This window comes from Nonlabens antarcticus, assembly GCF_015356755.1.
Lineage (GTDB): Bacteria > Bacteroidota > Bacteroidia > Flavobacteriales > Flavobacteriaceae > Nonlabens > Nonlabens antarcticus.
In genome coordinates, this window is record NZ_JADFCO010000061.1 from 134,935 (window position 1) to 160,168 (window position 25,234).

Annotated in this window: 26 protein-coding genes; 2 read left to right on the top strand and 24 right to left on the bottom strand. The window is 36.9% G+C overall.

Translation table 11 applies throughout. The features are described from left to right. The first annotated feature begins 71 nt into the window (after positions 1 to 71). Positions 72 to 263, top strand: coding sequence for a hypothetical protein (locus IQ282_RS03205; RefSeq protein WP_194850458.1), 192 nt, complete (start codon positions 72 to 74; stop codon positions 261 to 263). A gap of 186 nt (positions 264 to 449) precedes the next feature. Here IQ282_RS03205 and IQ282_RS03210 read toward each other — a convergent pair whose 3' ends face one another. The 9 genes from IQ282_RS03210 to IQ282_RS03245 form a co-directional block, all read right to left on the bottom strand. Beyond that, positions 450 to 941: a Dps family protein gene (locus IQ282_RS03210; RefSeq protein WP_194850459.1), complete on the bottom strand. Its 492-nt coding sequence runs from the start codon at positions 939 to 941 to the stop codon at positions 450 to 452. Then, the gene (locus IQ282_RS15020; protein ID WP_262893084.1) at positions 942 to 1,070 is read right to left on the bottom strand and encodes a hypothetical protein; all 129 of its coding nucleotides are present in this window, start codon (positions 1,068 to 1,070) and stop codon (positions 942 to 944) included. A gap of 72 nt (positions 1,071 to 1,142) precedes the next feature. Beyond that, complete coding sequence (locus IQ282_RS03215) at positions 1,143 to 2,012, bottom strand: DUF1853 family protein (RefSeq protein WP_194850460.1); 870 nt, start codon at positions 2,010 to 2,012, stop codon at positions 1,143 to 1,145. Beyond that, the gene (locus tag IQ282_RS03220; protein ID WP_194850461.1) at positions 2,002 to 2,619 is read right to left on the bottom strand and encodes a WbqC family protein; all 618 of its coding nucleotides are present in this window, start codon (positions 2,617 to 2,619) and stop codon (positions 2,002 to 2,004) included. The genes IQ282_RS03215 and IQ282_RS03220 overlap by 11 nt, the downstream gene beginning before the upstream one ends. Further along, positions 2,619 to 4,199 (bottom strand): signal peptidase I, encoded by a 1,581-nt coding sequence (lepB, locus tag IQ282_RS03225; RefSeq protein ID WP_194850462.1) that lies wholly within the window; start codon positions 4,197 to 4,199, stop codon positions 2,619 to 2,621. The genes IQ282_RS03220 and lepB overlap by 1 nt, the downstream gene beginning before the upstream one ends. Positions 4,200 to 4,259: 60 nt before the next feature. Further along, complete coding sequence (dapB, locus tag IQ282_RS03230) at positions 4,260 to 4,961, bottom strand: 4-hydroxy-tetrahydrodipicolinate reductase (RefSeq protein WP_194850463.1); 702 nt, start codon at positions 4,959 to 4,961, stop codon at positions 4,260 to 4,262. 2 nt (positions 4,962 to 4,963) lie between these two features. Continuing rightward, a complete protein-coding gene (locus IQ282_RS03235; protein ID WP_228547197.1) occupies positions 4,964 to 5,557 on the bottom strand; it encodes a DUF5683 domain-containing protein in 594 nt (197 codons plus the stop codon). After that, positions 5,550 to 6,446, bottom strand: coding sequence for a ParB/RepB/Spo0J family partition protein (locus tag IQ282_RS03240; protein WP_194850464.1), 897 nt, complete (start codon positions 6,444 to 6,446; stop codon positions 5,550 to 5,552). The genes IQ282_RS03235 and IQ282_RS03240 overlap by 8 nt, the downstream gene beginning before the upstream one ends. 4 nt (positions 6,447 to 6,450) lie before the next feature. Beyond that, on the bottom strand, positions 6,451 to 7,215 hold the full coding sequence (locus IQ282_RS03245; protein WP_194850465.1) for a ParA family protein: 765 nt from the start codon (positions 7,213 to 7,215) through the stop codon (positions 6,451 to 6,453). 115 nt (positions 7,216 to 7,330) lie between these two features. Between IQ282_RS03245 and IQ282_RS03250 the strand changes: the two genes are divergently transcribed. Continuing rightward, entirely contained in the window at positions 7,331 to 8,572 is a 1,242-nt protein-coding gene (locus tag IQ282_RS03250) for a glycosyltransferase (protein ID WP_194850466.1), read from the top strand. Between the two features lie 131 nt (positions 8,573 to 8,703). Here IQ282_RS03250 and IQ282_RS14935 read toward each other — a convergent pair whose 3' ends face one another. The 15 genes from IQ282_RS14935 to lysA form a co-directional block, all read right to left on the bottom strand. Further along, positions 8,704 to 8,970 carry an ester cyclase gene (locus tag IQ282_RS14935; protein ID WP_317174173.1) on the bottom strand — a complete coding sequence of 89 codons (267 nt, stop codon included), beginning with the start codon at positions 8,968 to 8,970 and terminating at the stop codon, positions 8,704 to 8,706. Between the two features lie 3 nt (positions 8,971 to 8,973). Beyond that, positions 8,974 to 9,117 carry an ester cyclase gene (locus IQ282_RS14940; RefSeq protein WP_228547199.1) on the bottom strand — a complete coding sequence of 48 codons (144 nt, stop codon included), beginning with the start codon at positions 9,115 to 9,117 and terminating at the stop codon, positions 8,974 to 8,976. Positions 9,118 to 9,232: 115 nt separating this feature from the next. Beyond that, on the bottom strand, positions 9,233 to 9,601 hold the full coding sequence (locus tag IQ282_RS03260) for a hypothetical protein (protein ID WP_194850467.1): 369 nt from the start codon (positions 9,599 to 9,601) through the stop codon (positions 9,233 to 9,235). Positions 9,602 to 9,609: 8 nt separating this feature from the next. Continuing rightward, positions 9,610 to 10,929 (bottom strand): DEAD/DEAH box helicase, encoded by a 1,320-nt coding sequence (locus IQ282_RS03265; RefSeq protein ID WP_194850468.1) that lies wholly within the window; start codon positions 10,927 to 10,929, stop codon positions 9,610 to 9,612. A gap of 146 nt (positions 10,930 to 11,075) precedes the next feature. After that, entirely contained in the window at positions 11,076 to 11,372 is a 297-nt protein-coding gene (locus tag IQ282_RS03270) for a chaperone modulator CbpM (protein ID WP_194850469.1), read from the bottom strand. Continuing rightward, a complete protein-coding gene (locus tag IQ282_RS03275) occupies positions 11,369 to 12,262 on the bottom strand; it encodes a DnaJ C-terminal domain-containing protein (protein WP_194850470.1) in 894 nt (297 codons plus the stop codon). The genes IQ282_RS03270 and IQ282_RS03275 overlap by 4 nt, the downstream gene beginning before the upstream one ends. A gap of 410 nt (positions 12,263 to 12,672) precedes the next feature. Further along, positions 12,673 to 14,514: a PLP-dependent aminotransferase family protein gene (locus tag IQ282_RS03280; protein ID WP_194850471.1), complete on the bottom strand. Its 1,842-nt coding sequence runs from the start codon at positions 14,512 to 14,514 to the stop codon at positions 12,673 to 12,675. A gap of 261 nt (positions 14,515 to 14,775) precedes the next feature. Then, positions 14,776 to 16,623, bottom strand: coding sequence for a chloride channel protein (locus tag IQ282_RS03285; protein ID WP_194850472.1), 1,848 nt, complete (start codon positions 16,621 to 16,623; stop codon positions 14,776 to 14,778). A gap of 463 nt (positions 16,624 to 17,086) precedes the next feature. Next, positions 17,087 to 17,746 carry a DsbA family oxidoreductase gene (locus IQ282_RS03290; RefSeq protein ID WP_194850473.1) on the bottom strand — a complete coding sequence of 220 codons (660 nt, stop codon included), beginning with the start codon at positions 17,744 to 17,746 and terminating at the stop codon, positions 17,087 to 17,089. A gap of 2 nt (positions 17,747 to 17,748) precedes the next feature. Continuing rightward, on the bottom strand, positions 17,749 to 18,060 hold the full coding sequence (locus IQ282_RS03295) for an EthD family reductase (RefSeq protein WP_194850474.1): 312 nt from the start codon (positions 18,058 to 18,060) through the stop codon (positions 17,749 to 17,751). Positions 18,061 to 18,142: 82 nt separating this feature from the next. Beyond that, positions 18,143 to 18,706 (bottom strand): carboxymuconolactone decarboxylase family protein, encoded by a 564-nt coding sequence (locus IQ282_RS03300; protein WP_194850475.1) that lies wholly within the window; start codon positions 18,704 to 18,706, stop codon positions 18,143 to 18,145. A 69-nt stretch (positions 18,707 to 18,775) separates the two neighbouring features. After that, positions 18,776 to 19,339: a TetR/AcrR family transcriptional regulator gene (locus IQ282_RS03305; protein WP_194850476.1), complete on the bottom strand. Its 564-nt coding sequence runs from the start codon at positions 19,337 to 19,339 to the stop codon at positions 18,776 to 18,778. 883 nt (positions 19,340 to 20,222) lie between these two features. Beyond that, complete coding sequence (locus tag IQ282_RS03310) at positions 20,223 to 21,188, bottom strand: NAD(P)H-quinone oxidoreductase (RefSeq protein ID WP_194850477.1); 966 nt, start codon at positions 21,186 to 21,188, stop codon at positions 20,223 to 20,225. Positions 21,189 to 21,889: 701 nt separating this feature from the next. Continuing rightward, positions 21,890 to 22,777 (bottom strand): DUF808 domain-containing protein, encoded by an 888-nt coding sequence (locus IQ282_RS03315; RefSeq protein ID WP_194850478.1) that lies wholly within the window; start codon positions 22,775 to 22,777, stop codon positions 21,890 to 21,892. Positions 22,778 to 23,115: 338 nt separating this feature from the next. After that, the gene (gene lysA / locus IQ282_RS03320) at positions 23,116 to 24,348 is read right to left on the bottom strand and encodes a diaminopimelate decarboxylase (protein ID WP_194850479.1); all 1,233 of its coding nucleotides are present in this window, start codon (positions 24,346 to 24,348) and stop codon (positions 23,116 to 23,118) included. Between the last annotated feature and the right edge of the window lie 886 nt (positions 24,349 to 25,234).

Below are 25,234 nucleotides of genomic sequence, written 5' to 3' on the forward strand. Positions count from 1 at the left end.
AACTCATAAGTAAACCATAAAGCATAAAAACGAATTTGATTATTTATTTTTGTGACATCATCAAATAGGCTATGCTCAACCCCAGATCTGGTATTTTATTAATTGCCCTAGGTAGTATTATTGTCATTGCAGGAATAGCAATGTACATCTTTGAAATTTTTGGTTATACTGGTATGATACTTATTGGTGTTGCTGTAGAGCTCTATGGAGGTATTACGTTTCTAAGACATTTGAGAAAGAACAAGAACAAAAAACAGCAGTAAAGTTTTAAATACTCGAGAGTCTACTTCAAGTGATCATAATCAGTACAAGCACTTTGCTTGATCATTCTTTAAAATATTAAAGAATAAAATTTACTTTAAGAATATAAGTTTCTATAAAACATAGGGTTTCATAAAAAAGCCGTTCCATAAAATGGAACGGCTTCAATTTTTTCAAAAAAAGATTTCTTAGATCGCTTTATGTTTGTCGCTAGATTTCATTCTCCAAGCGTCTAACATCCAGCTTGTTGTTTCTAACTGGCGTATATAAGCACCTATTAAATCAATCGTTCCTTCATCTTCCGCCTTTCCTGCAGCATCTACAACTTTGGACATCTGCTCTAAAAGAATGGCGTGATCATCTAATAGGTTATCGACCATTTGCTTGTCCGCAAGATCAGATTTAGTTTCCTTAATACTAGACATTTTGATATAATCACTGTAATTTGAAGTAGGTTGAAAACGCAATGTTAAAATACGTTCTGCAATTTCATCGATCTTCATGATTGCATCATCATACATTTCTTCAAATTTGATATGTAAATCAAAAAAGTTATTCCCCACAATGTTCCAGTGGTAATTGCGTAACTTTTGATAATACATATGGTAATCTGCAAGCAAAATATTTAATTCTTTCGAGGTTAATTTTGCTTTTTCAGTATTAAAATTCAGGTAACTCATTTATTTATTTTTTTCTTTATCTTTTTTATTGATATTCTCTTTTCCTAGATCAAAATCTTTTGGCTTTGATCTATCTCCCAGTTTTCCTAGAGGTTGGTCTTCCGTTTTTCTCTCAAATTTGCGTTCCATAATAATTCTTTTTCTAAAGATAGTAACCATCCTCAAAATTCATGACAACATCTTGTTAAATGCTGTGAACCCTTATTTAGTGGTAGATACGATAAAGAAGGACTCAAAATCACCATTGCTCCATTGCATCCAGATCATGGGGGCAAAACCTCTTTTTAAACTTGAGCTTGTTAGATCTAGAACCTCTTTGTGGTTGTAAGAAACGGCTAGTTCCTGTGGTTGGAGCTTCCATTCCTTTTTTTGTGGAATGTAATATTTGTTACTGGTTTTCGCTTTCGCGAAAGCGTATTCATCCACATAATATCCTACAATCGATTTTTTGTTTAGATATTTAAAATCATTCTGCCATGCCGTTTGAGGAATGAAAACATGGGCAAGAAAACATATTTGTTGCTCTATATTATCAGTAAAAATACCCAGTTGTGACAAACGTTCTTGAGTTTCTGGTTTATACAGCAACGGTAACTGTTTTGAAATTAAGTGATCTAATTTTTTGATAAAGTAATCCCTGCGATTAGGTCCCACATAATGCGCAAGCTCAAAATTTTGAATAGCAGACAAGAAGTCAGATCGATACTGTTTTGAAGGCTCGTAGATGTAAAACTTATAAACCAACTCTACATGGATCAATTTCTTACTGGCCCGTTCTTCTAATATAAAATCCAGCTCTCCTATAGTAGCCTTTCCACGAAAGATCTGCTCATTTGCGAGAATCACATTGTAATTTGAACTTTGCTCCACACAAAACTGAAAGAAAGATTCTGCCCTTTTTCCTAATACAGTCTCTGCTGGAATATCTGGTAAATTGATTGAATCTGGAGATTCTTTCAAATGGCTCAGATCTAGATGAGATAACTGGAACTGTTTTACGCCTGCCAGTTCTCCACTCCAGAAACTAGCGGTTTGATAAAATGCAAGTAATCGCCCGTAATCAGTTGCCACGGTTGAGATTTAGATTTTTCAAATAATCTCTCGCGCTGGGACCTAGGTTAAACAATAAATCTAAAGCAGATAAATGCTCTATAAAGCCATGTTTTTCTTGAAAAACCTGCATGTAGGTAGGCAGTTTTTCTAAGTATTCCTTTTTGGCTGTAATTAGGTAAGTAGCTAGAGAATGATTCCTGTAACTAGAGGCATATTCCCATTCTGGAGTGATATGAAGACGATCACACAGCCAGTGCATGGTTTTTAAGTTCCAATCTGCTAATCGCTCTGGGATGATAGCATAAAGCTGCTTTAGATCGTCCTCATAGTATTCAAAGTAAGGACTATTGCGGTAAGCACTTCCTATACTTTTCATATGATTTGAAGCCCAGGATTGAGTGTTGTCAATTTCTATGCTACAATAGGCTACAGAAGAGGTAGAACCCTGATGTATTATCGGTATGTTGAGTGTTAATTTAGCATTTGCAGCAGCAATCACACAGCGGTTGCGGTAGGTTTGCTTCACAAAACTATCGTTTATATCTATGCAGACTCGGGAGGCATTGTAAACGTGATGTAGCGTTACTACATCCATGAAATAGCTAGGATGTAGAACGAGCGACATTATTTCTTTTTAGCTTTTTGAATCTTCATAATCTTACGGACTACAAAATATATGATCAACAAAACAACAAAATAAACTAAATAGGAGGTGGGTTCACCGCTTCCATGCACCGTTGTGAAAACTCGATCCCATCGCACCATACTTGAAAATGGTTTTGTTTGATCGATACTCATCCAGACAAATACAGGTTTACCTACAACATGATTTTCAGGAACATAACCCCAGATGCGGCTGTCCTCACTATTGTGACGGTTATCACCCATCAACCAGTAATAATTCTGAAGGAACTTATATTCCGTTAACGCTTTTCCATTTAATAAAACTTGATTTCCTTTAAAATCAATGGTGTTTGAGATGTTCATTTCTGCTCCCTCATAAACTTCAATGATTCTTTTATAGAAATCGATGTTCTTATAATTAATGGTAGTAGTCATTCCTTTGGCTGGAATCAGAAAAGGTTTGAAATTATCATAATCATTACCTACCATACCATCATAAGGAAAATACCGCTGTGAACCTCCATCTGAAAATACCACTTGCTCCTTACTCACAATGTTACCCGTTGCTTCCAGCATTGCCACAGCTTCTTCTGTCGCCGCTTTTACGGTTAGACCCGGCACATCCTTTTCAACCAGCTGACCTTGCTGGAAACCGTCCGTTATCCCGTAGGATCGCATCTGTTCGTCTGTGTATTGTTCTCCCTTAGTCTCAAACACATAAGAATGCTGGATTTTAGCACGTCCAGGTAGTTCTAAAGGTTTTCCATTGATGTGGACTTTTCCAGCGATTATAGACAGTGTGTCGCCAGGAACACCTACGCAGCGCTTAACATAGTTGGATTTTTTATCAATAGGTTTATAATGAAACTTCCCATCGTTATAGGGATATGTATTTACAGAATCTACAGGCCAGTTGAAAACGACAATATCATTACGTTTAACTTTACTCAAACCAGGCAGTCGTAGATAAGGCAATTGTGGACGATCTAAATAACTTTTAATTCCTAAAATCGGGATGGTATCATGAACCATGGGTGCGGCAACCGGTGTCATAGGAAAGCGCGGACCATAATGAAATTTAGAAACGAACAGGAAATCTCCCGTGAGCAAACTTTTTTCTAATGAAGGTGTTGGGATAATAAAAGGTTGCATCACATAGGTATGAACTATGGTAGCAGCAACAATAGCAAATAATATGGAACTGGTCCACTCGCCAGAACTGGTGCGAGGTTTCAAAGACCTGTTCTCAATGTAAACCAGCGGTTGAGTGTAGTTTACGTAATACAAATAGAGTCCGCCAGTTAACACGGCCAAAGCTGTGTCTAAAGCACGGTTGTATCCAAAAGATCTTAGTGTCTCTACCCAGATGACCATAAACATGATCAGGTTTACGACGGGAAGAAAAAGTAGCACCGTCCACCATACTGGACGATTAATGATTTTCATTAAAATAACAGCATTGTAAACGGGTACGAAAGCTTCCCAAGCATTTCTACCTGCTGCTTTATAAAATTTCCAAGTTCCCGCACCGTGTACGATTTGTAGTATGATAAATAGGATTAACCAACCTGTCCAACTCATGCTCTAATATCTAAATTTCTTAATTCTTTCTTTCTGTTTGTGCCTGAAATAAGCAGATTGTTACAATCCCAAAACCTCTTTCATGCCGTAAGCTCCAGTTTTACCCACAATCCATTCTGCAGCAATAACAGCTCCTAGGGCAAAACCATCCCGACTGTGAGCAGTATGCTTTATTTCAATTTGATCTACAAGACTGTCATAAGAAACTAAATGTGTCCCTTTGACATCATCCTCTCGCAATGCTTCAATGCCTAAAGAGTCCTTTTGATTTGTGTTCCCAAGATGCCAATTCTTGTAATTAGTTTCTCCCATTATGCCTTCTGCAATTGTGATAGCCGTACCACTGGGAGCATCCTTTTTTTCTGTGTGATGTATCTCTTGTAAACTCACATTATATTCCTCAAAACCTTTCATCATAGCGGCTAGTTTTCGGTTGAGTTCAAAGAAAATATTGACGCCTAGACTAAAGTTTGACGCATGAACTAAAGCGCCGTTTTCTTGTTCTAAAAGGCTATAGATTTCTTTTATAGCGCTATTCCAACCTGTTGTTCCACAAATGATTGGAAGGTGGTTAGTAATGCAATACTTTAAGTTATCTATAACTGCTTCTGGAGCGGTGAATTCTATTACTACATCAGCTTTTTTAAGGTTTTCTTTATTGTCAGAACGATCAATCTTGACTACAATTTCGTGACCTCTTTGCACCGCTATTTGCTCGATGACTTTTCCCATTTTGCCGTAACCTAGAAGTCCTATTTTCATTCTTAAAAAGTAAAAGATAAAGCAAAACCATAACTGGTTCCAGATGCCGATTGATTGTAATCTAAATAGGGTTTAAAGCTCAAATCCCGATCCACATCAAACTGACTAAGGTGGCCATCAACATTAGCATCTATGATTTGAATAGCATAAAAAGCAGCTGCAATTAATAAGCTCAATTCCTTGTTTCGTTGTGAAACCTTTTGCGCTCTTTCTAATCCCAAGTTGCTGATAATAGGCGTGCCATCAGGGTTTGAATACTCATCATTGGAACCACCAGCAAGTCTTATTTGGAATGCCTCCCGCAATCGATCATACTCATTGTCGTTTAGCATAAATGCATAAATAGAACCTCCTATGGCGCCATAAATCAATGGTATCTTCCAATATTTCCCATTGTAAGCCTGACCCAAACCTGGAACTACTGCGCTATAAAAAGCTGCTTTTGAGGGGCGGTTTGCATCATAAAGGTTTGCAATACTATCTTGTGTCGCTAGCAAGCGCTTCGTCTTGGCATCTACTACAATATTATCGGTAGGATCTTGCGCAATTGCAAGCCCGCTAAACAATAATAGTATGAAGAGGCAAAACTTACCCATTTATTAATTTTGTGATGCGTTCTAGGTCCTCCTTGGAGGTGAAAGCAATACTAATTTTTCCTTTTCCCTTAGAATTTGTCGTGGCGGTAACTTTTGTGTTAAGACGCCCGCTTAGATCTTGAACAGACGATTCTACATAGCTAGGCAGAGAATTGGAAGGTTTTTGCTTTCGCGAAAGCGAACTATCCTTGGCTCCCTTTACAAGCGCTTCCGTTTCTCTAACCGATAAGCTTTCTGATAGGATCTTTTGATAAATATCGAGTTGTTCCTCTAGACTTTCGATGGTTATAAGGGCGCGTCCATGTCCCATTGTAATGAAATTATCCCGCATTCCTGTCTGGATAATCGGGTCCAGTTTGAGTAGTCGCAAGTAATTTGCAATCGCACTGCGACTTTTCCCTACACGCTCGCTCATTTGTTCTTGAGTCAAGTCGATCTCTTCAATCAATCGCTGATAGGATAAGGCAATCTCAATAGGGTCTAGATCCTGACGCTGGATATTTTCAACCAGAGCCATTTCTAAGGATTCCTGATCGTTTGCAATGCGCACGTAGGCAGGAATCGTTTTTAACCCTAAGAGTTTAGAAGCACGACAACGACGCTCTCCAGAAACTAATTCAAATTTGCCGAAACCTTTCTTACGAACGGTAATAGGCTGAATAACGCCCAACTCTCTAATAGAAGATGCTAGCTCGCGCAAGGATTCTTCATTAAAACTGGTACGTGGCTGGAAGGGGTTCATGTCTATGTCTACCAACGGTAGATCAATGACATTGCCCACAATTTTATCGGCATTTTTATCTTGTGCCGTATTTATATCGTTTGATGGATCCTTGAGCAAGGCAGATAATCCACGACCTAAGGCCTGTTTTTTAGTTGCTTTTGCCATTCAATTAAGAGTTTTTTTCTATTAATTCATTTGCAAGACTCAAGTAATTCTCAGAGCCTTTACTTGAAGCATCATAATTTATAATGCTTTCACCATACGACGGTGCTTCACTTAAACGCACATTACGCTGAATGATTGTTTTGAACGTCAAACCTTGAAAATGCTGGTTAACTTCTTCTACCACCTGATTTGAAAGTCGCAGTCTGCTATCATACATGGTAAGTAGCAACCCTTCAATATCAAGTTTTTTATTATGTATGTTCTGAACGCTTTTAACGGTATTAAGTAATTTACCCAATCCCTCCAACGCAAAATATTCACACTGTATAGGAATCAACACGCTGTCAGCCGCAGATAAAGCATTTAAGGTTAGCAATCCTAGGGAAGGAGCACAGTCAATTATTATATAGTCATAATCTTCTTTAATGGGCGCTAGTGCCTTGCGCAACATATATTCCCGCTCTTCCATATCTACCAGCTCAATCTCGATAGCGACTAAATCAATATGGGCAGGGATAATATCTAGATTAGGTGATTCCGTTTTTACAATGAGATCTTTTGCTGCGGCAGTATGTTCCAGCAGTTGGTAGGTTCCCATCTCTACATCATCGACATTTATTCCTAATCCAGAAGACGCATTTGCTTGAGGATCTGCATCAATAAGTAATACCTTTTTTTCCAACACGCCCAGCGATGCCGCTAGGTTAACTGCAGTCGTTGTCTTTCCAACACCACCTTTTTGATTTGCAATTGCAATGATTTTACCCATGAAAACGGTTCCTAAATTTAAGACAGCTAAAGTAAATATTTCTAACCGGTTTCTTGAGAAACTTATACATTGTTATCCGTCACTTATGTACAGTATAGAAGCCTAACTTTGCGTTATGTCAAAATTATTGATCATAGGTTACATATGGCCAGAACCGCATCGCACAGCTGCGGGATACCGCATGTTGCAAATAATAGACTTGTTTTTGTCCCAGCATTATGAGGTGACTTTATGCTGTGCCGCGAGGATAAAACCCACATCTTCAGAAGCATTAGAATCTCGAGGAATTCCTATGATTCCTATTCAATTAAATAATGATGATTTTGACCAATTATTGCAGGAACTTCAACCAGATATCGTTATTTATGATCGGTTTTTAGTTGAAGAGCAGTATGGATGGCGCGTGCGTAAGGTATTACCAGCCGCATTACAGATACTGGATACTGAGGATTTGCATTTTCTACGAGATGCCAGAAAAAACCATATTGAAAATCAAATTTCATTAATTCAAAGCTTTAAAAGCGAACTCGCGATTCGAGAAATAAGCAGTATAAGGAGGGTTGATTTTAGTTTGATCATTTCTAGTATTGAAATGGAGTTTCTAATGAATCAATATCAAATGGAATCTAGCCGAATCTTTCATTTGCCATTTTTAATTGACGAAAATGACATCTTAGATCGTTGTAATAAATCAGTACCTTTTGAAGAAAGACAAGGGTTTTGTACCATAGGAAATTTACGACATGCGCCTAATCTTGATTCGGTTAGACAATTGAAGACTGCAATATGGCCCCAAATACGATCAGAGTTGCCAGAGGCACAACTTTTTATTTATGGATCAAATGCGCCACAGGAAGTATTGGAAATGCACGATCCCAAAACAGGTTTTCTTGTAAAAGGTCATGTGCCTAGTGTTGATAAGGCGCTTCAAAAGCACCGGTTATTACTCGCGCCGTTGCGTTATGGAGCTGGATTAAAAGGTAAAATATTTGATGCGATGAAGAATGGTATTCCTTCCATAATGACAAATATTGCGGCAGAAGGTATGTTTGGTGAACATCCTGCTCCCGGAATTATCCACGATGAACCCATCAATTTTGCTCAGTCAGCGATTGTTTTGTATTCAGATCAGAAGCGCTGGAATGAATATGCGAATAACGGTTTTAAGATATTAAAAGAGATTTATAAGGAGTCCGCTTTCGCGAAAGCGTTATTTCAACACATCGAACAGCATCGAGATAAAGTTTATAAATCGCGAACTTTTGATGAGCAAATGATGATTTACCACGCTGATGCTCATTTTAAATTTATGAGTTACTGGATCAATGCTAAAAAAGGGGCGGATAGTAAACTTTAAGTATAATGGCGGTGTAGCAGGGAGATTTGCGCGATAAAGAATACATGCCAATTATAAATTAGCGAAAAAATAATGCGGATCAACATCTTAAACCGATATAAATCCGCATTTATATTCTTGTAAATGAATTTTTAAACTGGTTGAACTCCCAGTTGTTTTAGAATTCCCAGTTCGTCGGTAGATCCCCAACGCTCTACTAATTTACCATCTTCAAACTTGCCTATTTGCATCCCTCGAACGCTGAATTGTTTTCCGGTAGGTGCAACTCCCATAAAGTTTCCTTTGTGAGTTCCAGTGGCAGTGTAGGCAAAACTCACATTATCCTCATCAGTTACAATGTGCTCCACTTTTATACCAAAATCAGGAAACGCAGATCGCATCATGCTAAAAAAGTCTATAAATCATTGAGGGCCATCACCTTGAATATCTGCGGGATCGTGATCTTTGACTTTATCTGAGACAACTTCTCTAATAATCTCTAACTTTCCTGTGTTTACAGCTTCGCCAAATCTTTCTTGTGCTTTTATATTTTTATTTGTGCTCATAAATTTATTTTTATGACCTTAAAGTTAGCGACTACTTATAATTAAGCTCTAAAATTACCGTTAAATGGACACTTACACATGAGTACTTTAAAATCGTAATAAGGCAGAAGATGACTTATTCCTGACGATCTAATAATTTTTTAGAGACTTTAAAATCAGCGCGGTAAACCATTTCTTTCTGTGCCCGTTTCAATTTCCCAAATGCCGATTTGTACCATTGTGGATGCGTTGATTTCTTGCGATAAACTTCATGATTGTCCGTACCAAAAAGTTTGCCGTCGTGATAAGCTTCCATATCAAATATTCCAATACCATAATGCTCTGCTCGCAGGAGGATGGAGGCAAAGTCATCTTCTGAAAAGTAATTTTTGTCAGCTTCAAGGCCTTCGTTTTTATTATCTAGACCGTAAAAAACCTTTTCTACTAAGAAGGTTTGCTCCTTTAAGAGGTCGTTATCTGGTGTTGTATTTTCTTCTGTACTCATAAAATATTTTATTGATCTAAAAGCGAGATGCGAACTTTTCGCTTCTTGATTTTACTATTGTTTAATGTGTTAATTAGGTCAAAGGCTTTATTGTAAGGAACAGCCACAAAAGCACAATCTTGTTTAAGTTCAATTACTCCTAGTTCCTCTTTTTCTAGGTTTCCTTGTTTAAAGAATAGACCAGCAATATCACCTTTTGATATTTTATCTTTTCGACCGCCCGAAATATACAGGGTTTCCCATTTTTGAATAGACTTTGGCTTTTTGACTTCAGGAATTTCTACAAGCTGTGCATCTTCAATAAAGTCAGGCAACTCTTGTTGAACATATTTTATTAAATAGGCGGTTCCTTTTGCATTCATTCTTGCTGTTCTACCGTTCCTATGAATGAACTCCTCCCTTTTATAAGGCAATTGGAAATGAATAATAAAGTCAAGATCTGGAACATCGATCCCACGTGCAGCAAGGTCTGTTGCAAGCAGTATCCTGTGTGTTCCATTCCTGAATTTTATCAATGCGCGTTCTCGATCCAGTTGTTCCAGTCCACCGTAAAAAACAGAATGCTCCAGTTCCCGGTCACTTAAATACTCGCTTACGTCTGCAATGGTGTCCTTTAAATTACAAAAGATAATTCCACGGCCGGGAGCTACAAACGCGAGCAAATCCCTAAGACTACTCAGTTTATCTTCCGTTTTTGAAACAACAGTTTTTAATTTAAGTTTAGATTTTTCCTCTACTAAATAATTGAGTTTTTTAGGAACGCTCATTTTCATAAATCGCGGAATACCGACCTTCTGCGTGGCAGACGTTAGTATTCTTTTGTTGAGCTTAGGAAGTGACTCAGCAATCTCTTTCATCTCACTTTCAAACCCTGTTTCTAATGATTTATCAAACTCATCTAATACTAATGTTTTAAGTTCATCAATGGCAAAATTGCCACGGCGTAAATGATCTGCTACCCGTCCTGGTGTTCCTATTAAAATTGCGGGAGGTGTAGAAAGTAAAATTTTATCACCAGATCCTGAACGTCCACCATAAACAGCATTAACTTTAAAACCGCTGCCCATTTCTCGCAATACTTGCTCTATTTGTATGGCTAGTTCTCTAGAGGGAACAAGTATCAGTACTTGAACTTTATGAATATCTGGATTTAAAGCAGCCACAATGGGCAAAAGAAATGCTAGTGTTTTTCCAGTACCTGTAGGAGAAAGAAGTACAATCTGATCGTTTGATTTGATAGCTTCATGTGCAGCTACCTGCATCTCATTTAATCGTTCAATCCCTAATTTCTTAAGGATTTGCTGTTGGCTTTTTATGGACTCACTCATGTGACAAAGGTAATGAGTAGTTTATGGTATTAAATGAAAATAATTAAAGCATCGAACATGCTATACCTGGCTAAAAGCTGGATTCTCAAAAGTAACTTCTTTAGAAAAGAGGAAATCAGAATTCAACTAAAATACATATTCGAGAATTAGTCATTCTCGTATAATCTCAGTCGGTTTTTCAGACTGTGAAGCTCTTTGCGTAACTCTTGCTCTTTTTGCAGAAGATTAAGCACCACATCTATTCCTTCTAAATTAACTTCTAACTCATTATGTAGCCTGATGATTTTTTCTAAATCACTGATCTGATCTTTGTGTATGAATTGGGTTTGCTCTATTATTTCAACATGTATAAGACCCATCTTCTGTAAAGTATCTACAAAAGAGAATTCAACATTGTAATGCAAACAAATAGTTTGTGCGGGTATCATTGCTTGTTCATTCATTGGTTCTTAATTTTTTGAAGTTCCGTGAATAATTCTTTTTCTCTATCGGTAAGGTTTGTCGGGATCTTAATGTGGTAGGTGATGATCAAATCACCATGCTGGTTCTCCTTCTTGTAAACTGGAAACCCTTTACCTTTTAGTTTGACCTTTGATTCATTCTCAATTCCTGGCTTAATTTTCAATTTTACCTGACCATCAAATGTGTCAACCGTAATTTCTCCTCCTAAAATGGAAGTATAAAGATCCAGATCAACATTGCTGTATAAATTATTGCCCTCGCGTTTAAAAAAGGCATCATTTGCAATATTGAACTTAATATAGAGATCGCCCTTAGGTCCTCCATTTCTTCCGGAACCACCTTTTCCTGAAATTTTAATAACCTGTCCATTATCAACACCTGCGGGAATCGTAAGTCTTATTTTTGAACCATTTACGGTAAGCACCTGTTGCTGACTGGTGTAAACATCTTTTAAGGTTAAATTCAATTCAGCATTGAAATCTTGACCTTTGAATCTAGGATTACGACCTTGATTAAAGGAAGATCCCCCACCTCCAAACATGGAATTTATAAAATCGTCATACTCGCTTTGAGAAAACCCTTGTTGAGCTGATGATCCGGATGTTCTTTGACTGCTACGATTATCAGATTGATTATAGGATCTAGCATTATTCCAGTCTTGGCTATATTGATCGTGTTTTTTACGATTTTCAGGATCGCTCAGGACTTCATTAGCCTCGTTAATTTCCTTGAATTTTTGCTCTGCGTCCTTATTGTCTGGGTTGAGGTCAGGATGATATTTACGAGCAAGTTTTCTATATGCAGTTTTAATTTCTTTAACTGTTGCTGTATTTGAAACACCCAGCACTTTATAATAATCTTTAAAATCCATTAATTGATTTTGTTTTGTTATTTGTGATCTTCAGGATTCTTTTGAAGCAATGAAACAAGAATCTAAGTTAGCATATAAATCTGGTATCGGAAGGATATGGCGTGTGGACTAAGAATTAAATTTGAAAAAGAAGTTCATAAAAACGCATCTTTGATATGCTTCTAACAAATTTTGAAATTCAAAAGGCTAGTACATAAATCAAATAAAACGTGGTATAGTAAAATGCTTTCAATCTTAAAAATAGAATCAATATCACAACAGGTAGAAGTTAGCTACAAAATGAAATTATCGTTCTTAGACCTAATTTGAATAGTGCCAGTATGTACACGAAAGATTATTTGGCAATTGCAACTGAATTTAATTTAAACCCTTAAACAAAAAAAGGGAGGCTATAACTGCCTCCCGATTAATTATATACTTTTTACAAATTCTGTAAAAACTTGTTTATGCCTTTCCAAGTCTAAATTTGGCGACAGCGATGCACGTACTATATAATCCTTATCCCCTTCTTTAGTGGTTCCCTGAGTAGATGTGGCTGGAATGGTCCAATAACATCCTTTTACTTGTCCATAACTCACGCAGAATTTACTTTCCTGTGGAATTTCAGTAATCATCAGGTTGATTAATTTTAAGTTTAATTTTCTCTTGTAAGCTTCCTTTTCTGCGGCGTTCTCGCCTTTGGTAGGCAGATCTAATGAAAATACAGATGGAGTAAACCCTGCGCTTGCCAGCTCTTCCGATACAAAATTGATTTTTGCGCCTGGCAACGTCTCGTGAATAAAGTTTACGAATTCGCGAGTGTTTTTATAAGCCTCGATAATTCTTTCATTCATAGAAGGTAACTGTTCTGCCAGTATTTTATATTGAAGACCGGTAGCCTCATTATCACATAGATTGAGATGCATTTCTATTTTAGACATCAATCCTTCCGTTTTGTTATTTCCAACACAGTATCCAGCAGTACATTTTCCACCACTTGGAAATTTGGATCCACTAGCAAAGGAAATCGTTCTTACTGCCGACAGTATTTCACCTTCACCTAGGAAGTGTACGTTTGGGCAAAATGTTTGATCTAGAATAAAAACAGGATCGATGGCAGTTGCTCCTTCAGGTGTTTTGCGAGTTACCGTTAGCACCTCTTTTAACTTTAATAGATCTGGAACTTCAACTCTGGGATTTGTTGGAATTTCTGCGATGATGTAGGGCACTGCATTCTCGCTAGCGATCATTTTCAAAACCTTATCGATACTTTGCACCATATCGTTGTCACCATCTACGGGTAAATCAACGATGTCAACATTATCTAGACAAGCAGCGACTCTTCGTGCTTGGTCATTTGTACCACCATAGCAGTTAGGTGGGACTATAAACTTAATTCTCTTACCTGGGTGCTGTTCAATGGCATTATCCACAAGCCCCATCATAATAGCATATTGGATGGATAAACCACTAGAACCAACTAAAGCTTTTGTAGTAGTGCCCGTAACCTCATTAACAGAGGATTCAACTTTGTTTTTGCTCGAATCATCATTATCCTCATGCCTTTTCCTAGATGAGTCTATCATCAATTTGAGAGCTTGTAGTGAATCGGCAGGCGTCATTGCAATGGTTTCTCTCCTTCTGACGTGTTGAATATCAGAAATGAATTTTGCATTTTCTTTACCGTTAATTAGTAATATACTCCCTAATTTTTTAAAAACGTTTACAAAAAAGTCGACGTTGGGAGGGAGCTCTATTTTCGCAAAACCTTGATCTTGAGAAATAAAAATGGTGCTTCCATTAAATTTTGGAGCACTTTTAAAATCATTTATTTTCTTGAGGTCAAATTTGTATTGATACACTCTTTTTAAAATTTCAGCATCAAAATGTTCTGGTAAATCACCAGAATATAGGATTTGAGTATTTCGATTTTCAAGAGAATTCTTTCTTAGAATAGAAAGTACGGGCATCGTCATTGAGGAAAAACTAATCACATTCTCCGCATTTAGATTATTCAACTTCCCAATACCCCATTCTAGTACACAAGATAAAGGATGTCCTAAACGAATGTAATCGTAAGCTGTGGGAAGTTTGTCAAGTGCCGAAGTTTGAGAATTATGATCCTTGTATAAATTATCTAATTCTTCTAGAAATTCAGTTTTTGCTAATTCCTCATTATAAATGTCAAGTCTATGTGTGGTAATCCCTAACCATCCGGCAGGCATGTTTTCAATAATGTCTTTGATATAATTCATCACATTGCTGTGGTTCATATTTTATTATTTTAGATATAATTGTAATATACATTCGTTGGTTCAATTTTAAAAGCGCTGGACCACGATTTCTCCTATGGTACTTTAGGTTTTAATGATGGCAAAGGGAAATGCTCCTTGCGTTAACATTCAATAGCACTGAAATGGAAAGTTTTAGATTAATATTATAAACTTAAAATTAATTTTGCCTTTTGATTAAAGCTCCGATATAAATTGTAAGTATTTCTAAATAGCACGAAATAAAAAGTTATTATAACCCCCTTACTCCGAATAGTCTTTGAGTAATCTGCGATAATTGTTGAGGATCATAGAACGACTCACAAAACCTTGGAATTTTCGTTCCTTATCTAATAGAGGAAGCTGCCATACATCTGCCTCATCAAACATTTTGATAACTTTCATCATGGAGTCAGTTGACTCCACTGTGTAAGAAGGGCTCACCAGTAAATCGCCGACGCTAGTTGCTTCAGTTGATTTTTCTCCTAAAAGATAGGGGCGCAATTGATCGCGATTGAGGATACCGTAAAACTGACCATTACTGTCTACAACTGCCATGGTATTTTGATTGCTCTTTCTGAAGGCGCTGATTACTTCATCCATATGATTTATTATATTAATGATCAAGGGTGAAGCGTTTAAACAGTCAGCTAGCCAGAGGTGAGATAAAATATTTTGATCCTGTTGTGTGGTAAAAATCTCACCTTCTGCGGCCAGTTTATCAAAGGCAGGGTTAGTAGGAGAGAAGAATCTATTGACGGCATAAGCAATGACAGATACAATCATCAAAGGAATAAAAAGATCATAACCGCTGCTCGTTTCGGCGATGAGAAATATTCCTGTTAATGGAGCATACATCGCACCAGACATTACACCAGCCATTCCTACCAGCATCAGGTTTGTGGTAGGTACATCAGAAACACCCATCATTTCCAAGGAAAACCCAAACATATATCCCAGCAATCCTCCTGCTACTAATGTTGGAGCAAAATTACCACCGTTTCCACCCGCGCTTAATGTAATACTGGTGGCAAAAGCTTTAAGTAACACGGTTAACCCAAGAAAGACGAGTATAATGATTTGTGAATTCCCAAAACCTCTAAATAGACTTTGTGCAATCAACTGCTCCGCATTGTCCTTATGTAAAATATGAATATTCAAATATCCTTCTCCAAACAATGGTGGGAAAGCAACGCATAATAAAGAGACTACGGCACCACCCACTAGCGCTCTGATTAGAATTTTCTTTTTAAACCGTTCAAAAAAAGTATGAACGATCTGACTGACTACAATAAAATAACGAGCATAGAGTCCCGTTAAAAGTCCCAGGATAATGAAGTAAAAGGTATTAGCATAATCAAAGGCATCTCTGGAATGAAGGTTAAATAAGATTTCATCATCAAGTATAATCTTTGACAACAAACTTCCACAAATAGCTGCGATTACCAGTGGTATAAAGTCCGTAAACACAAGACCTACCAGTAAAATTTCAAAGGCAAACATGACACCTGCTATAGGCGCATTAAATGCCGCAGCGATACCGGCGGCAGCACCAGAAGCGAGTAGGAGTGTGCGTTCCTTAAAACCTAAACTATAACGTTGTGCAAAATTTGAACCTATGGCAGATCCAGTCACTGCGATAGGCGTTTCTAAACCTACAGAACCTCCAAAGCCTACAGTTGCTGCACTCTGTAAAATTTGAGAGTACATCTTGGTAGATTTCATTTTGCTGTCGTTCTGAGATATATTTTTAAGAATAAAAGACAGTTCCTTATCCTCATCCGACTTGAAAAAGTATTTGGCTATTAAAGTGGTGATAAGAATTCCTACTAAAGGGAAAAGACCGTAAACAAACATGCGTTCTCTAAATGGAACATCATTATTTATAAAGAATTGTATATGATGAACTAGCACTTTAAGAAGAACCCCAGCTAGTCCAGCTGTGAGACCTACAAGTACACCAGAAATAATCAGGAATTGAGATCTGTTTACACGCTCCCTAACCCAAAAAAGGAATATTTCAATAACGTTGAACTTCCTGAATGGATAGTTGACGAAGGTTTTTTTGAACTGTAAAAAGCTAACGTAGAGCTTTTTAATTTTGTACATCATTGATCAGCGGATTCATGACACGTACGGTATGTATGCCTTTACAAATTTAAACACGTTAAACCACTAAAAAATAAAAAGGATGGATTAATTACTTCGTTTTACAACCAACATTCATCCAGTAAACCTTTTCGTTATTTTTCAAATAATAGTTTAAAATATGCAGCATGAAACCAATAAAAGTTACAGCCCTTCGGTGGAGGTTATACACACATGAAGGTTTGACATTTTTTAGAGAGCAGTGCAAATGGACCACTTGCCTTAAAAAGCTTTCCTTTCATATTGATTAAAAAAATACCGCTTTCGCGAAAGCGGAAAAAATTGAATTATTAAGACTCATGTTTCACATCTAATAATGATAGACAATAAAGGTCTTTTGATAATACAAATGATCGAATTTTAAATAGGGCATGATGGGGCCAAAATGGATTTTCAACCTATAAATATCAAGTCCAATTTTGCTAACTCAAGATTTATTATTTGAATGATCTAAAAGCTCTAACAATACTTTTTTAAACACGTCAACGGGTTGTGCGCCGGTCAAAGCGTTTTTTTGATTAAAGACAAAGGTCGGTACAGATGTGACACCAAGGTTTTTCCAATAGCTTTCTTCATTTTTCACATGGGATCGTGGCTCATCTTGCTCTAATTGAGTCATAGCCTCTTCCGCGTTTAAACCAACTTCTGATAAGATTTCTTGTAGAATAGCTCTGTCAGATACGTCTTTCCTATCACTGAAAAAAGCCGTAGTAAGTGCCATTTTTAACTCGGTCTGTTTGCCGAAGTCCTTTGCATACTCTAACAAAACATGAGCTTCAAAAGTGTTTACCATTTTCATTTCTTCAAAATAATCAAATGTAAACCCTAATTCTTCGCCTATATCGATCATTCGCTGTTCTGACTCCTTTTGTTGGTCTAAACTAGAGCCATATTTTTCAGTAATATGTTCCTTAACATTTTGACCTTCCACAGGCATATTTGGATTCAACTCAAATGGGTGCCATTCTATGCCAACTTTATCTACGATTTCCAGTTCGTTGAGAGCTTTTTCTAAACGCTTATAACCAATAGTACACCACGGACAAACTACATCTGATACTATGTCAATTTTCAATTTATTTTCCATGTTTATAATTCTATAATTTCGCTGATTTGTAATTCTCCTTTTACATTGCTGTAATTGATCACATCAGCAGCAAAAGACTGTGCGTGAGGAATAAATGCGGATTGAAAAGAAGCTATGTCATCAAATTTTAGGTGCGCAATAGCAACATATGGAGCGGGTTGATCAGATCTGCTTGACAATCCTAAATCCAATTCTAGACCTTTTAATGTATCACCTAAGGCATTTGAAATCATCGGTAAATGATTGTTTTTGTAGTAATTTACGTCAAACTTTACGTTATCGCTATTAGGGTACAATACAGATACTCTTATCATAATTTAAATCTTTATTAATACTTAAAAAGTAAGCCTTCTGCGTTTGAGGCAGAAGGCTGACCTTAATATTACAATTTTAAAATTAAGAAGTTACATTTTGTTTCTTCCATGCAAACTTTTTGAATGCTTCATCCACCGGTGTGTTTGCAATATGATTGACATAATTACTAATGGTTTTTTGAGATAGACCCAAAATAATATTTAAAACATCCTTTTCCTCATAACCTGCTTCAAAGAAAGTTTCTAAATCTTCCTGAGTAATAGAACCTCGATTGCGAACTATGCTCAAAGTCATCGTACGCAATGATTCTAGTTTTGCATTTTTAAGAGGCATTTCATTTCTTAGTGCATCTGTAATTTCATCACCGACTTTCATCATTTGTGCTATACCGGTGTGAGCCGGAACGCAATAGTGACAACTGTGTTCTACATTAATAGCTTGCCATACTACTGTGAGTTCTTCTTCATTAAAATTAGAGTTTATAAACAGTTCGTGCAATTGTTGATAGGCGTCTAGAATACCTGGGGATCCGGCTAATACACCATGCAAACCAGGAATCATTCCATACGCTTTTTCAGATTTTTCCAATAATGGTTTGCTTTGTTCTGGTGCAGATTCTTTGTCGTAAATTTTCATCGTTGTCATATGTTCTGTATTTAAATTGATAAATTATTTAATATCTAAACATTCGTTTAGTTTTAATGCAAAAAAAAGTTAGATGTTTTTGAAGGTCATTTCTATATAATCTTTTATTTCTTCAGGACTATTTACCCGAGCAGCTGCGGCTAGACCGTGTTTTGCTAGCAACAAAAAATTTGCCTGCTTCATAACGGTTTCCTCATCTTTATCTAAATTCATTTTAAGCTTGAGGATAAATAGTGATTTTAAATTATCCATAAAGGAAATCATTTGCTCTCTAATTATTAAGTCTTCGCTTTCAGAAAATTCATTGTAGGTATTAGTCAATAGACAGCCCTTCAATTTTTTTTCTTCACCATCAATATCTATAGAGTCCTTAAAAAATTGTTTAATATCAGCTACTCCTTCTGAAGCATTTTTGAACTTCTGAAGTACCCTATTCACTTTGATTTTATAACATTTCAAGCATTCTATAAAAAGTCCATGTTTACTTCCAAAACTGGAATAGATAGAAAACTTATTAATTCCCATTTCCTTTTCGAGCATTTGCATGGAGGTTGATTCATAGCTGTTATGCCAGAATAAGTTCATTGCCTTTTCTAAAACTTCTTCTTCTTTATATTCTTTCTTCCTAGCCATAATTTTTATGATGCACAAAACTAACCTATCGTTTAGTTAAGGAGAGCCTCTTTAACAATATAAATTAAATGGTATTAGATTCTAAGTAAAAAAAGGTGTTCTGCATTATTATTAATTTACGATAAGGTTTGACAGTAGAAGCCTAATGGAATCAATTGATACTTTAAAATTCATTGACCAATGCGTGTAGTGACTTGTGCTTTGATTAAAAAACTGATTTGACAGTGCGTTGATGTTCTAAGTAAATAAATACTCTCTTTTCAACAACGTTCAGGTTCTAATATAAATTAAATGAAAGAAATATTATTTAACGAAACTATGAAGCGGGATTGGAAAGATCAGAACTCTTGGAAGTTAATTACCGCGATTTCAGATGTGTATTTGATCTTTAAATAGCCGTAGTTTTTGACTCTTAAAATCGGTTGCAACGATAGTAGCACTATTCTTCATTCCTTATTTAAGGACTTTTGAAGGATTTAATGTTTTTTAAGAAGTCTCTTGCTGATCCAAAATACGATCCCACATATCATTAGGATAATAGGATATACAATGATAATATCCACTCTTATTAATGCACCTATTTGATTTTTAGACCAGTTATAAATATAATATTCATAACTAGCAGTAAGGATTACGAACATGGCCAAACCGATAAGAAGGGGTTTTACAAGTTTCATTTGGGCATAATTCTTATGAAAAATAAATTTCAAATATGGTTTTTGCAAACTAGTGTTTAAGTAACTGTATCTTTAATTTGAAGTAAGAATTCACTGCGAGCAACTGCTCTTAAAGAATAAAGCAATCGCAGTTTATATAGTGTCAGACTTTTATTCTCCATTGCAAACCATCTAAACTTTAGATTTCCTAGCGTGGTTAGGTGCCTTTAATCTATCGTCAACAAAATCTTTCCAATGTGCTCACTGCTTTCCATAAGCTTATGAGCTTCTGCAGCTTGATCTAAGGGAAATGTTTTATAAATAATTGGATGCATTTGTTTAGTTTGAAATAGCGGCCAAATATTATTTTTAACATCCTTGGCAATTTGCGTCTTAACAGCAGCAGGTTGAGGTTTTAAAAAACTTCCGGTGAGGATGAGGTTTTTGCTCATTATGGTATTCAAATTAATAGTAACACTTAAGCTTTTCATACCATTAATATTGATTAAACGGCCTTTTGTATTGAGTATATCTAGGTTTTTCTGAGTATAATCGCCGCCTACCATATCTAGGATGACATCGATCTTTTCCTCTTTAAGGACTTCTTTAAAGGATTCTTTTTTATAATTAATGACTTTGCCAAGGTTCATTTTATTTAAAAAATCAATTTTATCGTCAGTTCCCGCTGTCGTATATATAATTGATCCCAGTGCTTTAGCCATTTGCAATCCCATAGTGCCTATTCCGCTAGTGCCGCCGTGAATCAAGAGCTTTTCCCTAGGTTGAAGTTTACCCAAATGAAACACATTAAACCAAACGGTAAAAACTGTTTCTGGTAAGGAAGCAGCATCTACTATGGAAACCCCATCGGGTACGGGTAGGCAATGAGAACTTTCTACTGCAACAAATTCGGCATATCCACCGCTTGCAATGAGAGCGCAGACTTTATCTCCCACGCTCTTATCAATAACACTGTCACCAACTTCAACAATTTCACCGGAAACTTCCAGTCCTGGAATTAATGGATCTTCAGAACTAGAATCAAAGTTGTTACGAGTAATAATGTCACTGCGATTGATACCTATCGCCTTCACTTTGATTAGTATTTCTGTTTTGGTGGGTTTAGGTTTTATAATATCAACAAGTTCCAACACTTCTGGACCACCTGCTTTTTTTATTTGAATTGCTTTCATGTCTTTTACTTTCTACGTGTATTAAGAAACGAAATGTTTTAAAATCGCATACGAATAAAACCTTAAGATTTGAGGGAAAGTTTAACTCATCACAGCTGAAGAAGCAAAAATTTCAGATTTCAACATTACTCTTGTTTGTGATCAGATTAAAATTAATCTAATCCTCAGACTGAAAATAAGTTTTATATCAATTGAAATAAAGACTTCTATAAATACCAAGTTACAATATAGAGATCTGTACCCAGTTTCGTATTTACTGTAATTTGTATTAGTTAGCATTTTGCCGTAAGGCAATAGAGTGGAAGATCTTATAACATATCAACAATCTTACTTAGACTGATTGTCTAAAGGTTTTAAACTTGTCAATAAAACTAAAAAAGCCTTATCTAAACCTCTGTTTTAAAAGTGTTTAGTTAAGACTTTAAATAAATGAAAGGCTCTTAGCCTCACAATGATTTACTTAGCTTTCTTTATTTTTTTATCCGCTTTTTTCTCTTTAGCAGTTTTAGCAGGTTCTTTTTTTACGCTTTTCTTGGCATCTTGACCTTTACCCATGATTGTTCCTTTTATAAATTTGTAAGTTTAAATCTAAGCAAATATTGCTAAGAAACTGATGACTATTTTAAAATAGTAAGATCAAACCTAAAGGTGTTTTCACATGAAGTAAATTATCTTCTACCTCATTATGTAGTTGTGAATTTCTAAGCATTCATTTGAGAATTCTTCTTATGAAAAAATGTGCGTTTCACGCCTTCAAATAAGCCAAAGGAAACACCGCCCACAACAATTCCTGTAATTGCTTCGGCAATGATGGAAGGAAGTGTATCAAAGAACTCTTCAACAAAATGCAAATTATGGACAAAAATTCCGCCAGCAACAAGGATGAGTGCAATGGTACCGATAACCGATAAGCTCTTAACGATCCAGGGCAACGCTTGAACTAAGAAAGTTCCAATCGTATTTTTCAATCCTTTTTTACCGTCGCTTGATTTGATAAGCTTAAGTCCTAAATCATCCATCCTTACGATTCCCGCAACGATTCCATAAACACCTATAGTAGCTATAATGGCTACAATGGAAACTACAAGAACTTGATTGAGAATAGGCTCTTCAACAACAGAACTAAGTGCAATTATTACTATCTCAACCGAGAGAATAAAGTCCGTCACGATTGCGGACTTTATCTTGTCTTTTTCCAAGGCTAGAATTTCCTCTTCTGATAACTCTGGAGCTTTAATGGTCTCTGGCTTTGCATGCGGGAAAATCCATTCGTAGATCTTTTCTGCCCCTTCAAAAGCGAGATAAATCCCACCTATCAATAATATAATCGTGATGGCAATGGGCAAATAAGCACTCAATAAAAATGCAATGGGTAGAATAATAAGTTTGTTGAAAAACGAGCCTTTCGTAATCGCCCATAATACCGGTATTTCTCGTGAAGAGACAAAACCCGAAGCCTTCTCTGCATTCACCGCAAGATCGTCCCCTAAGATACCAGCTGTCTTTTTAGTCGCTACTTTCCCCATGGTGGCGACGTCATCCATCAGAACACCTATATCATCTAATAATGCAAAAAATCCTGAGGCCATGTGGGTTGAATTAACTTTTGCTGCAAATGTACAAAGGGAGCACGCATTTTATTGTTGGGGAATTCTTTTCCTGGATGGTATTTTATTAATTTTTCGGCAAAGCATTAAAAGTTTAGTGGTAAGAAAATAAAATTACATTGAGGTGCTGCTTAGGAAACTGATATCGACCAGTGAGAGGATTTATGTATCGTTTAAAACAATTAGTTTCTATTCCTAAGTCCTAAACAGTATTCTATGAAACGTACGGAAACACAAAAAATCCCAGCGCTACGCGCCGGAATTTTTTTACATTTTAGTTCTAACAATGTCCTATTGTCAAACGATAATCTGATTAAGAATTAAGCCTCAACCAAATCCACATTCAGTTCCAACTCCACATCCACCTGATTCTTCAAGATATCATCCATCGTTTCACGCTCGCGTATCAAGTGAGGTTTGCCGTTGTACCAAAGCACTTCCGCAGGACGATAACGAGAATTATAGTTGCTCGCCATGGAGTAGCAATAGGCACCAGCATTGGAAAAGGAAAGAATATCGCCTTCGGCGATTTCTGATATTTGTCGGTTTTGTGCAAACGTGTCGGTTTCACATATGTAGCCTACAACGCTGTAGAACCTCATTTTTCCTTCTGGATTGGATATATTTTTTATTCCGTGATAGGATCCATACAACATAGGACGGATCAAGTGATTGAAGCCGGAATCAATTCCAGCGAAAACCGTACTCGTGGTTTGCTTGATCACATTGACTTTCGCCAAAAAATGACCAGCTTCTGAAACCATAAATTTCCCGGGTTCAAACGCCAGAGCAATCTCGCGACCGTAAGATTTACAAAAATCATTGAAGCGCTCGCTCAGCTGCTCGCCCAGATCCTCAATATCGGTAGATACATCACCTTCTTTATAAGGAACCTTAAAACCAGAGCCAAAATCGATGAATTCTAGATCCTTAAATTTCGCTGCTGTTTCAAAAAGAATTTCTGTGGCATATAAAAATACACCGATGTCCAGAATGTCGCTACCAGTGTGCATGTGCACACCATTCACGGTCATTCCCGTATTTTCCACGATACGCAGCAAGTGCGGAATCTGATGTATGGAAATACCAAATTTTGAATCGATGTGACCCACACTAATATTGGCGTTCCCACCCGCCATCACATGCGGATTGATACGCACACAAACGGGAATGGTTGGATGTTTTGCACCAAATTGTTCGAGTATAGAAAGGTTATCGATATTGATCTGCACACCCAGCTTAGCCACCTTTTCGATTTCTTCCAGAGAAACACCGTTGGGCGTATAGATAATTTTGGACGGATCAACTCCAGCAGCCAGTCCCAGCTGCACTTCCTGTGAACTCACGGTATCGAGTCCGGCGCCTAACTGTTTAAAAAGCTTCAAGATGGATATGTTTGACAATGCCTTTACTGCGTAGTGAATACGTAGGTTTTTAGCTTTCGCGAAAGCGGATGTCAAACGTTCATACTGCGAGATAATCGCCGCCGCATCATAGACATAGACCGGACTACCGTGTTCCTGCGCTACGTTCAATAGATCTTGTGCATTCATTATGTTATGCGTTAAAATTAAATTAAGGGATCAAAAATAAATAGGACTGGACGATATAATGAGATTTGAGGCAAAACATTTTGATTTTACAAGGGTAGCAGTCAGTTTATTTTTGTTTTATTTTTAATTTGGGCGTTCCCAAAGGGTCGGGCTTTCCGTTACAAGTCCTCGGTTTATCGATTCCATCGATAAAACTGTGGGCTTTTCATTTCAATCCCTAACGCAAAGCTTACCAATCAAAAAACACTTATTTGTTTCATTCAGGCCAAAGCTCCTTGTCTAGAAAAAGGAAAGGTGGATTCCGAATCTGCGATGGCAGGTAAGAAGACGTATAGGTTGAAGTTCCATTCGGTTTGATTCAATGTCAAAGGATAAATCAAATTCACCGGATCTTCTACGATTTTTGATTGCATCGCCGTAAACGACGAGTCCAGTCCGCCATTGTGCAATCCTCTCACGAAACCTCTTCGGATGCAGGCTTCTAAGCGAGAAGCCTTATTCTTGTGTAATTTTAACTAGGATCTGAACTCTAAAAAGCTCCTTTCCTAGAAAAAGGAAAGGTGGATTCTGAATCTGCAATAGCAGATAAGAAGACGGATAGATCGAAGTTTCATTCTGTTTGATTCAATGTCAAAGGGTAAATAAAATTCACTGGATCTTCTACGATTCCTGATTGCATCGCCGTAAAAGACGAGTCCAGTCCGCCATTGTGCAATCCTCTCACGAAAGCTCGTCAGTTGCAGGCTTATAGGCGAGATGCCTTAATCTTGTGTAATTTTAACTAGGATTTAAACTCTAAAAAGCTCCTTTCCTAGAAAAAGGAAAGGTGGATTCTGAATCTGCGGTAGCAGAACGGAAGACGGATAGGTTGAAGTTGTTCTAAACT

Coding starts and splice junctions, on each gene's coding strand:
- IQ282_RS03205 (WP_194850458.1), top strand. CDS start 72: ATGCTCAACCCCAGATCTGGTATTTTATTAATTGCCCTAGGTAGTATT.
- IQ282_RS03210 (WP_194850459.1), bottom strand. CDS start 941: ATGAGTTACCTGAATTTTAATACTGAAAAAGCAAAATTAACCTCGAAA.
- IQ282_RS15020 (WP_262893084.1), bottom strand. CDS start 1,070: ATGGAACGCAAATTTGAGAGAAAAACGGAAGACCAACCTCTAGGAAAA.
- IQ282_RS03220 (WP_194850461.1), bottom strand. CDS start 2,619: ATGTCGCTCGTTCTACATCCTAGCTATTTCATGGATGTAGTAACGCTA.
- lepB (WP_194850462.1), bottom strand. CDS start 4,199: ATGAGTTGGACAGGTTGGTTAATCCTATTTATCATACTACAAATCGTA.
- dapB (WP_194850463.1), bottom strand. CDS start 4,961: ATGAAAATAGGACTTCTAGGTTACGGCAAAATGGGAAAAGTCATCGAG.
- IQ282_RS03235 (WP_228547197.1), bottom strand. CDS start 5,557: ATGGGTAAGTTTTGCCTCTTCATACTATTATTGTTTAGCGGGCTTGCA.
- IQ282_RS03240 (WP_194850464.1), bottom strand. CDS start 6,446: ATGGCAAAAGCAACTAAAAAACAGGCCTTAGGTCGTGGATTATCTGCC.
- IQ282_RS03245 (WP_194850465.1), bottom strand. CDS start 7,215: ATGGGTAAAATCATTGCAATTGCAAATCAAAAAGGTGGTGTTGGAAAG.
- IQ282_RS03250 (WP_194850466.1), top strand. CDS start 7,331: ATGTCAAAATTATTGATCATAGGTTACATATGGCCAGAACCGCATCGC.
- IQ282_RS14940 (WP_228547199.1), bottom strand. CDS start 9,117: ATGAGCACAAATAAAAATATAAAAGCACAAGAAAGATTTGGCGAAGCT.
- IQ282_RS03260 (WP_194850467.1), bottom strand. CDS start 9,601: ATGAGTACAGAAGAAAATACAACACCAGATAACGACCTCTTAAAGGAG.
- IQ282_RS03265 (WP_194850468.1), bottom strand. CDS start 10,929: ATGAGTGAGTCCATAAAAAGCCAACAGCAAATCCTTAAGAAATTAGGG.
- IQ282_RS03270 (WP_194850469.1), bottom strand. CDS start 11,372: ATGAATGAACAAGCAATGATACCCGCACAAACTATTTGTTTGCATTAC.
- IQ282_RS03275 (WP_194850470.1), bottom strand. CDS start 12,262: ATGGATTTTAAAGATTATTATAAAGTGCTGGGTGTTTCAAATACAGCA.
- IQ282_RS03280 (WP_194850471.1), bottom strand. CDS start 14,514: ATGAACCACAGCAATGTGATGAATTATATCAAAGACATTATTGAAAAC.
- IQ282_RS03285 (WP_194850472.1), bottom strand. CDS start 16,623: ATGATGTACAAAATTAAAAAGCTCTACGTTAGCTTTTTACAGTTCAAA.
- IQ282_RS03290 (WP_194850473.1), bottom strand. CDS start 17,746: ATGGAAAATAAATTGAAAATTGACATAGTATCAGATGTAGTTTGTCCG.
- IQ282_RS03295 (WP_194850474.1), bottom strand. CDS start 18,060: ATGATAAGAGTATCTGTATTGTACCCTAATAGCGATAACGTAAAGTTT.
- IQ282_RS03300 (WP_194850475.1), bottom strand. CDS start 18,706: ATGACAACGATGAAAATTTACGACAAAGAATCTGCACCAGAACAAAGC.
- IQ282_RS03305 (WP_194850476.1), bottom strand. CDS start 19,339: ATGGCTAGGAAGAAAGAATATAAAGAAGAAGAAGTTTTAGAAAAGGCA.
- IQ282_RS03310 (WP_194850477.1), bottom strand. CDS start 21,188: ATGAAAGCAATTCAAATAAAAAAAGCAGGTGGTCCAGAAGTGTTGGAA.
- IQ282_RS03315 (WP_194850478.1), bottom strand. CDS start 22,777: ATGGCCTCAGGATTTTTTGCATTATTAGATGATATAGGTGTTCTGATG.
- lysA (WP_194850479.1), bottom strand. CDS start 24,348: ATGAATGCACAAGATCTATTGAACGTAGCGCAGGAACACGGTAGTCCG.